The sequence below is a fragment of the Spiroplasma endosymbiont of Megaselia nigra genome (assembly GCF_003987485.1).
Classification (GTDB): Bacteria; Bacillota_I; Bacilli_A; order Mycoplasmatales; family Mycoplasmataceae; genus Spiroplasma.
The window spans coordinates 1-9271 of the sequence record NZ_RCOO01000036.1 but is presented as its reverse complement, the minus strand read 5'-3'; the positions used below and the strand labels follow the sequence as shown (position 1 = coordinate 9271).

General features: G+C 22.9%; 14 protein-coding genes. 10 read left to right on the top strand and 4 right to left on the bottom strand.

What is annotated here, in order from left to right; all coding sequences use genetic code 4:
* The first annotated feature begins 399 nt into the window (after positions 1-399).
* The 10 genes from D9R21_RS02675 (at position 400) to D9R21_RS06910 (ending at position 6440) form a co-directional block, all read left to right on the top strand.
* Complete coding sequence (locus D9R21_RS02675; protein WP_126820995.1) at positions 400-1383, top strand: IS30 family transposase; 984 nt, start codon at positions 400-402, stop codon at positions 1381-1383.
* 594 nt (positions 1384-1977) lie between these two features.
* Positions 1978-2589 carry a hypothetical protein gene (locus D9R21_RS02670; RefSeq protein ID WP_241568695.1) on the top strand — a complete coding sequence of 204 codons (612 nt, stop codon included), beginning with the start codon at positions 1978-1980 and terminating at the stop codon, positions 2587-2589.
* A gap of 347 nt (positions 2590-2936) precedes the next feature.
* Positions 2937-3176 carry a hypothetical protein gene (locus tag D9R21_RS02665; RefSeq protein ID WP_126820994.1) on the top strand — a complete coding sequence of 80 codons (240 nt, stop codon included), beginning with the start codon at positions 2937-2939 and terminating at the stop codon, positions 3174-3176.
* 531 nt (positions 3177-3707) lie between these two features.
* Positions 3708-3833, top strand: coding sequence for a hypothetical protein (locus tag D9R21_RS08505; RefSeq protein ID WP_255416604.1), 126 nt, complete (start codon positions 3708-3710; stop codon positions 3831-3833).
* A gap of 36 nt (positions 3834-3869) precedes the next feature.
* Positions 3870-4025 carry a hypothetical protein gene (locus D9R21_RS06920; RefSeq protein ID WP_158613852.1) on the top strand — a complete coding sequence of 52 codons (156 nt, stop codon included), beginning with the start codon at positions 3870-3872 and terminating at the stop codon, positions 4023-4025.
* A 1-nt stretch (position 4026) separates the two neighbouring features.
* A complete protein-coding gene (locus D9R21_RS06915; protein WP_158613851.1) occupies positions 4027-4164 on the top strand; it encodes a hypothetical protein in 138 nt (45 codons plus the stop codon).
* 2 nt (positions 4165-4166) lie between these two features.
* Positions 4167-4868, top strand: coding sequence for a kinetochore Spc7 family protein (locus D9R21_RS02660; RefSeq protein WP_126820993.1), 702 nt, complete (start codon positions 4167-4169; stop codon positions 4866-4868).
* Position 4869: 1 nt separating this feature from the next.
* On the top strand, positions 4870-5781 hold the full coding sequence (locus D9R21_RS02655; protein ID WP_126820992.1) for a recombinase RecT: 912 nt from the start codon (positions 4870-4872) through the stop codon (positions 5779-5781).
* Complete coding sequence (locus D9R21_RS02650) at positions 5775-6257, top strand: hypothetical protein (RefSeq protein WP_126820991.1); 483 nt, start codon at positions 5775-5777, stop codon at positions 6255-6257. Before D9R21_RS02655 ends, D9R21_RS02650 begins: the two co-directional genes overlap by 7 nt.
* A 6-nt stretch (positions 6258-6263) precedes the next feature.
* Entirely contained in the window at positions 6264-6440 is a 177-nt protein-coding gene (locus D9R21_RS06910) for a hypothetical protein (protein WP_158613850.1), read from the top strand.
* A gap of 25 nt (positions 6441-6465) precedes the next feature.
* Here the strand turns inward: D9R21_RS06910 and D9R21_RS02645 are convergent, their stop codons facing one another.
* From D9R21_RS02645 to D9R21_RS06905, 4 genes are all read right to left on the bottom strand, one after another.
* Entirely contained in the window at positions 6466-6756 is a 291-nt protein-coding gene (locus tag D9R21_RS02645; RefSeq protein WP_126820990.1) for a hypothetical protein, read from the bottom strand.
* Positions 6757-6889: 133 nt separating this feature from the next.
* The gene (locus D9R21_RS02640) at positions 6890-7525 is read right to left on the bottom strand and encodes a hypothetical protein (RefSeq protein WP_126820989.1); all 636 of its coding nucleotides are present in this window, start codon (positions 7523-7525) and stop codon (positions 6890-6892) included.
* 16 nt (positions 7526-7541) lie between these two features.
* Positions 7542-8729 carry a hypothetical protein gene (locus D9R21_RS02635; RefSeq protein WP_126820988.1) on the bottom strand — a complete coding sequence of 396 codons (1188 nt, stop codon included), beginning with the start codon at positions 8727-8729 and terminating at the stop codon, positions 7542-7544.
* Positions 8719-9271 (bottom strand): hypothetical protein (locus D9R21_RS06905; protein ID WP_158613849.1); only part of this gene is annotated, 553 nt, incomplete at its 5' end. The genes D9R21_RS06905 and D9R21_RS02635, both read right to left, overlap by 11 nt.

Genomic DNA, 9271 nt, shown 5'->3' with positions numbered 1-9271 from the left:
AAAAAAGCAACAATTCATAACAATATTTACTTATCGCATGACGAATATATTAATGATGTTAAAAAATGAAATAAATGATATTCAAGCCGCAAAGAAAAGAATATAATAAATAAAATTTTATAAACCTTTTTTACTAATACTTACTTTTTGGGGTGCACTCTACACAAGTTCTTTTTTTTATTATTTATATTTTACATCAAAATAAAAAAAAGTAAATTACTTTACTTTTTATTTTAGTATACAAGCATATAGAGATAAATTGGAACTTGTTACAATGTAATTATATAATTAATAATATATTTGTCAATAATTTTAATTTAAAAAAATGTGAAAATTTATCTTTTTTATAAATTTAATGTATAACTTTTTTATAAAAAGAATTGGAGGAAATATAGAGTAATGAAAGATTATACACATGTAAAATATGATGAACGAATATTTTTTAAGGATTTATTTTTATCTGATAGTTGTAAAAAGAAAAATGGCACCCTTAATTTATCTGAAATATCAAGACAAACAGAAAGAGATATTAATACTGTTAAAAGAGAAATTAAGAGATTTACAAATATAGAAGATTATAATGCCAGTGAGGCGCATGATGATTATTATAAAAAACGACAGAAGTGTATTAAAAAAATACCTACATTTACAAAAGAACAACAAGAATTTTTAAATTTAAGATTTAATATTTTGGGTGATTCACCAGCAGAAATTATTCAGCGATTTTTAATAAAGTTTGGTATCAAATTTCCTGCCTGCCTTAAAACATTTTATAAATGAATTTATTTAGGTCTTTTGGGTTTGTTAAAGAAAAATTTATTAAATGGTGGTAGAAGAAATAGAACAAAGAAAAGACCTGATAATCGTGGAAAATTAGATGAAAGATTTAAATCAATATGAGATATTGAAAATAAAGAAACAGATGTTGGTTGATTTGAAATGGATACAGTAGTTGGTAAAGACCATCAATCTAGTTGTTTAGTATTAGTTGAACAAAATAGTAAAAATTATTTTGCAATGAAATTAGAAGAACATACTGCTAATGAAGTTTTAAAAAAACTTAAAGAATTAGTTAGAATTAATGGTTTAGTTGGAAAAATTAAAGGAATAATAACAGATATAGGAAGAGAATTTAGTAAGTTTGAAGAAATGGAAAAGATTACTGGTTCTAATATTTATTATTGTGACCCAGGTTCACCTAAACAAAAACCCTTAATTGAAAGAATGAACCGTGAATTTAGAAAACGATATGGTAAAGGAACAGATTTTAATCCTGTTACGCAACAAGAAATAAATTTAGTAGTTGATATTATAAATGAAAAACTACGGCCCTGTTTAAATTGAAAAACGGCAAAAGAGATATTTTCAGAGAATTTTAAATAAGTTTATTTGAATAATTTAATAAACTATTTTTCAGTGTGTTAAAATTAAGATAAATTTACAAATAATTTAACAAATAATTTATTTTTTTTAAAAAATAGTTGCATTTCTTTAGAAGAGTGTTATTATCAAAATAACAAGAAATAAATTTGGAGTTTAGATTTACATAATACAAAATAAATAAGAAGTTTAATTTTGATTTACGATTATCAAAAGAAATTTAAAATTAAAATTTATGACTAATGATAAGACTAATGCTTTAGTCTTTTTTATTTATCAAAATGTGTAGTTAAGATTAATTAAATAATCAGATTTTTAACTTAGCAATTTGTTAATTTAAAATTAATATGATAAAGTTAATATTGTAAATGATTTTATGAAATGGTTAATATTTCTTAAAATAAATGACTTTAATTAACTGTTTTTATTAATAAATTATTATAAATTATTTCATTTAAAAAAATAATTACATTAAATGATATATAGTATAAATAATATTATAAAGAGTAGAAAAAACATAAATTAAAAATATAAAATGAAAAAGTAATAAAATATCAATTTTATTCTTTTCAGTTGTGAAAGGGGCATATTAATATTATGGGCTATTTAGGAAAAATGTTTGAAAATGTAGGAAAAATATATTTAGCATATAAAGTAATAGTATGAACTAATAATGTGCGTAAAAAAAATAAATCAGCATGAAATTTTACTGCTGATAAAATTAGCGAAAAATGAAATAGTGCAAAAAAATGGTTATTGAAAAAACATTACTATTGAACTAATTATAATAAATGACTTAATATAATAACAAAAGAAGAAAGAAAAAAAATTAATGTTCAACAAGATATTGTTATTAATGCTCAAATATATTACAAACAAGTTGAAAGAGAAGCAAAGCGTAAACTTGAAGAAATGAAGAAGATTGCAAAAAGAGATAATATATATGAGTATTTAGAACCTGACTTTAGACAAATTGAAATTGTTTTAGATAATTTCGACATCTTAAAAATGATGTCACATATTTTAGCTTCAAATCAAGCTCTTGCTGATAGATTTAAAGAAATTCTTATTGAAGTTAATACAGCTTCACCTTCACATTCAAATAGTGAACAAATGATTGATAATGATAGAACCGATGATAATGATGAATTTTTTGATGCAGTAGAAGAATTAGAGTCTAATCAAATAGATTATGAACGTAGTTCCTAAGGAAATGTAATAAATAATTTGGTCGCATGTAAAAAAGAAGGGTTTTAAGAAAATAGATAGAAATTGAATAAAAATAATAAACCATTTACTAAAATGGTTTTTTTATTTGTAAACCCATAATTATTAATTGATTCAGAGAAAGGACAGCATCTTAAATTCTTAAAATAGAAACTTTTTATTACAACTTTTTGATATTCTCTTTAAGTTGTTTATACATTTATTAAATATCTTAGAAATCTTTACAAAGTGTACCTGTTTTTTCTCCCCTTATTTAAGGTGTTGTCCTTTCTCTGTTTCAGTTAATTAATTTGCTAATAAAAAAACTTAATAAAAGAAAGGAGTAAGTAATGAAAATTAATAAGCAACAAAAAATATGTGATGTTAATGATTGCTATAAAGCAATATCATTCATTACCGAAGAATTTTTATCAAATAAAGTTTTATGAACTTGTGAAAAACATAAAGATTTATTAAATCGCACAAAAGTTAAAAAACAAAAGCGGTTTTATAAACGCTTAGAAAATTCAAAAATTATCTTTGATTATGAAACTGGTTTTTTAAAACTTAAATTTTATAAAACAACTTAATGCATTGTGGGACGGTTATTTTAAATAACTAAGTGCTTTTATTCCACATAGGCGGTCTAGCCCAACGGTAATCAGCCCGGAAATAATAGACGCTTTAACAAGTGATAGTCGTGATAAGTGCAAGGTCAACATCGAACGACAATAAATATTGAGATGGCCACTTTAAAAATAAATTTGCGATAGATATTACTTCTTAGAAGTGACAGCGGTTTAAAAACCACAAAGTCAGCATTAGGCTCTTCAAGGTGCAAGTGAATTTATTTTAAAAACTGAACGCTTTGACCTGAAATGGTGCGGATGAAGAGAGAGAATTCTCTGGCTTTATCTTATAAAAACAACTGTCTATTATTTAATAATAAACAAATATTAAATATATTATCGCCACCGCTCACCCCCAATGAAGCGGATGGCGTAATAAATAAATATTATATAACTAATTCTCGCTTTGGCACTTTCACTTGGGAGTGAGTGCCAGCGAGTTAAAAAAGAAAATTAGAATAATTAATAAATTAATTTAACGGAAGGATATATATGAGAAATAAAAAGTTAAATAAATACATAATTAATAAATTAAATCAATTAATGCTTAGAAGTTATATAGTATCATTTGATGATATTACGGATGAACATTGGGCATTAAATACTAAAAAGAATTAGGAGAAATAAATTATAAATAAAAGATATCTATTAGTAATGAAAAGTAAATATGGTGATTTCAAAACAAACTTCTTTTATACATTAGAAGAAGCAAAAATTAATGCTGATGTTGAAAATCAACAAGAATGATTAACAACTATTATTGATTTAGAAAATAAAAATATTAAATGACAAAGAAAAGGAGTTAAATAATATGTGAAAAGATGAATATAACAATGTTTATACAGAAGAAGATTTATTTAATATGGCACTTGAAGAATGTCATTCAGAAGATAGTGCTTATGAATATATTGATAATTTAATTGAAGAAATGGAATTAGAGGAAATTTAATTATGGAAGAATTAAAATTAAATAATGAAGTTAAAAATATTACTTATCCGTTTTATTTAAAAGGAAATGATTTTAAAGAATTAAGTTTAAAAGCATTAACAATTAAAAAATGAATTGATGAAAATGGACAAGAATTAGCAGAATTTATATATCGACAACAAGCTTGATTAATAAATGGAGAATATAAATCACAATCACTAAAAGATTTAAAACTAGTAGTTTCAAAAATTGATTATATTTTTAGAGAACCATTAGAATTAATAAAAAATTTTAAAGATGAATTAAATTTTATTAGAAAAGATATTTTGAATTTAGAAAATAATATTAAAAGTAATCATGATTCTTTAAAAAATAGTGTAATTAATATTCAATTTCAAAAACAAAATGAAATTATTGAAACTCATAAAAAAGAACAATTTTTAGAAATTAAAAGTGTAGCAAAACAAGAACAAGAATTAAAAATTATTACTAGTAATTTTCGTAAAGAAAAATTATTAATTAAAGATATTGAAATATTGGGTATTAATGATAATTTTTTACAAAAAGCTGATAAATTAGAACTTATTAATCTTATTAAAAACTATTTAATTGTTGATGAACAAATTGTTAAAAATGAAATTAAAGAACAATGAGATAGTAATAAAGATATTAATTTAATTGGTATTAAAGGTATTAATTTTAAAATTAATAAAGGAGAAAAATAAAATGGCAAATATTGTTGAATTTTTAAGAACAGATAAAGCAACAGAATGAATTAAAAGTAAATTTTCAAATGAAAATGAAATTGCAAGATTTAAAAGTAATATAGTTGCAATATCAAATAGTAATGAATTATTACAAAAAGCAGACCCAAAAACAATTATGACCGCTTGTTATCAAGGTGTTTTATTAAACTTACCTATGGAAAAACAATTTGGTTATGCTTATGTCGTTCCATATAATACTAAAATAACAAGAATTATTAATGGCCGTGAAATACAAGAATGAATTAATCAAGCACAATTTCAAATGGGATATAAAGGTTATATTCAATTAGCACAAAGAAGCGGTCAATATTTAGATATGTCAGTATCAGATGTTAGAACGGGTGAATTATTAAATTATGATCGATTAAAAGGTACTAGTTTTAATTGAATACAAAATGAAGATGAAAGAGAAAAATTACCAATTATAGGTTATGTAGCATATTTTAAAATGGTTAATGGTTTTGAAAAAACACTATATATGACCAAAGAACAAATGGAAAATCATTTTATGAAATATTCTAAAACTTATGCTAAAAATAAATCATTTTATATTGCTACTTTTGATGAAATGGCATTAAAAACAGTATTAACTAGTTTATTACGAAAATGAGGTATTATGTCAGTTGAATTACAACAAGCATATAAATCAGACCAAGCAGTTATTACAACTAATGATGAAAAGATTTATATTGATAATGATAGTAATGTCGTCAAAAATCAGGGGCAGATGAGCAATGAACCCTTATCAAATAATATAAATACCTCATCTTATACAGAAATAGCGGACACAAACGATAATGTAGTTAAAGAAGAAGATATCTCAAATGTAGTACCAACAGTTAACAATGATGAGGAATGAGCAACTTGATAAAAATAGGTATTGACCCCTCAGGAACTGGTACTACGAGTATTGTTGTGTATGAAGATAATAAATTAACTAAAAAATTAGAATTTACAAATAAAGATTGAATTAATCATGCAAATAAAATTCGGAGATATAAATTTATTAGTTTATTTAATCCAGACGAATATATGTTCAATATTGAAGATTGTTTATATACTTCTATTAATGCTAGTAAAGATAGAGATGATTTATTAAGATTATTAGGTGCAATAGAAAATAAATTAAATGAATTAAAAATTAAATTTAATTGAGTATCACCAAAACATACTAAATCAATTGTTAAAAATATTGAAAATTTGAGTAAATATAATGATAGTTGTTTATGAGAATTTGATAAAGATACTAATTTAACTTATCAATATGGTAAAGGTTGATTTTATAATAATGAGAAAATATCTCATCATATAAGAGATGCCATTATTATTGCTAATTATAAAGGTTAATATTATATGAAACATTCATTTAATCAAAAAACAGGAAAATATTATTCTAAATTAATTCGTAATGTTAATATTTACTTAAATGAAAATGAAGAAAAAGTTTGAAATGAATTTAATGACTTTACTTATTCACAACGAATAGAATATCTGATTAATTTTTATATAAAACATAATAAAGAAAAATAAAAAATAACCAATTAAGGTTATTTTTTTAAATACTATTTGTTAGTTTTCTAATAGCATCTTTTTGCTCTTGTTTTTTGTCGTTTACTTTAACTTGCTTTTTAACATTTTTAATTTGACCTGTTTTTAATGCTAATTCTGTTGCATAATCAGGTCCTCGTAAATGTTTTTCGTGTGCAATAACAGCAGTTCTTAATTCTCTAATTTCTGCTTTATATTTTTTAATTTTTTTAGCAGATAATCCTAGAATACCAAGACTACCCATTCCACCAGCACCCGCTAATACAAGTAAAGTAATCATTAGTGTATCATTTAACATTTTTTTAATTCCTTTCTTATCCTTACTAAAACAGTGGCCATCCATCCTTTCAGAACAAAATAATTTATAAATTAAACTATATAACCACCCAAAAATATCAACCGCCCCTATATATAGTCTATTTTAATAAAATTTAATTATTATTGTTTATATTTAATTCTTGATTATTTTCTTTTTGTTTTTTAATATTTTTATTTTGTATATTTTTAAATACTTCTTCTGTTATGCCATCTAAATTATTTCATTGTTTTGCTACTCTTGGTTGAATAACACGCGGATTAATACGACAATCTAAACAATGTCTTAAATGGTCTTTTTTTCATTTTGATTTATCAATTCAAATAATAATTAAAGAAATTATTAAAGTAATTAAAGGCAAAATTGTAAATACTAATCCCATTTTAGATATTTTTAATCTTGGTATATCAATTTTCATATCTACTTTGGGTTTACTACTAGCAACAAATATACCCTGAATTCCATGTGTAAATAAGGGTGTTAATAATATTGCAATGCTATTACCTCAATATTGACCATAATTATATCAATTAATTTGGTCTTTAATGCCATTAATCATTCCATATTCTAATCAACAATTTAATACTAAAAATATTAATGTATAAAAACTAACTACTCAACTACGAATTTTATATTTTCTTTCTCATTCTTTAATATCTTTATGAGTTCAATTATAAGTCGGAATAGGGTCTTTTTTAAATCAATTTCAAGGTAATGCACCCTTTAATCAAGTTGTTTTATCTTGTTTCATTAATTAAAAATCCTTTCTAAATTATTATTTTTCTTTCAATATGTATAAATGTTAATTTATTATTTGCACTAATAAGACCGTTTTCTCTTATAATAATAATATTTGGTACAAAAAATTCATATATAGGATGATTTTTAAAAGTAGTAAAAGTTAGATTTATAACACTATTTTCTTGGTCTGAAATACTTATATTATAAATATAATTATTACTATCATAATCTTTTATTCTATATGTATCTGATGAATTTGATACAAAATTACTAGTATCAACTATTTCTCAATCATTATTACTAATAGATATATCACCACTACCTAATAATGAATTACCATTAATAGTTTTAATATTTGTTCCACTTATTAATTTATCTTGTTTTGTATTAATATCTTGTGATGTTTTTACAATATATTTACCATCAACTTTTTCAATATAAGTTTTATTTAAATTACTATCTTTAATAACATCTGAAGGAATATCGCCGTCTTGTTTTGCTTTTCATAATCCATTTTCTTCATAAATAGTATTATTATCAAACGGAACAATAAGTTTAATATATTCATTATAATCAATTTTAGAAAAGTCATTAATAGTGGGATAAGTTATATTTATTGAATTATCTGTTTGTAATCGTTCTTTTAATCAAAATAATAATGTTGGATAAAAAGTTTTTTTACTAATATGTTTATATTCTTCTTCTCAGGGATGAGCATAATTATCTAAACTATAATTATAAGGTCTAGATACTGTTTTACTAGATATAATATCAATAATTTCACCAGCTAATTTTAAAGCATTTTTAACATCACGAGTAATATTTTCATTTGCCTCAGGGTCATTAGTTTGTGAATATGCAACTCCACCTTGTGAAAATGATGCACTACCAGTTAAATCATTTACTCCTTTTGGTAAATATCAATTAATAACTGCTAATAAACAAGCAGATTGAATATAACTTAATCATTTATCATATTCAATTAAACCTGTATTATCTTTTTTTACTCAAGGAAACAAATCTTTTTTATTTATTTTATCTGAAATTGTCCCCCCCGATAATCTATCCATTCATAAACTAGTTTTTAAAATAGCATTATAAATTAAATTATCATTATAAGCAGATTGTTTTCTATCATTAATAGGTTGTCAAAGTTTACTTTCTTTAACATCTTCAACTGTTATAAATAACAAATTATTTAAATTATTTTCCATATAAAACACCTCTTAATTGATTACGATATTTATTTTTTAAATTACTTGGCTTATAATTATTAACTCTTGTTTTTGTTTTCTTAATTTTTTTGATAGTTTGATTAGTTTTGTAAAACATATTTTTAACTGGTGTTTTATATAAATTTTTAATATTTTTAACATCACTACGGCGTTCACGATACCATTTTTTATTATTAATTTCACCAGCAAAATTAAAATTAAAATGTCCAATTTTTAAATTATTAATAAACTTCTTAATTTGTTGTAATTTTTGAACTGTTGGTAATGTTAATTTAGTAGTTCCTTTTGGGTATTTTTCTTTTAATGCTTGCGGTAATCGTTTTTTAATATAATTTCTTAAATGACTAGGTAATCATTTTCTTAATCAATAACGCCAAAATAAAGTCCCTGCATTAGAAACAGCATTACTTAATAATTTTCATATTTCAACTGGAACACTAGGATAAACATAAGGTCCATAAAATTTCGGATGTTTTGCTGTTTTTGTATATATTAAAATAGTTAAATTACCTGTTAAAGTT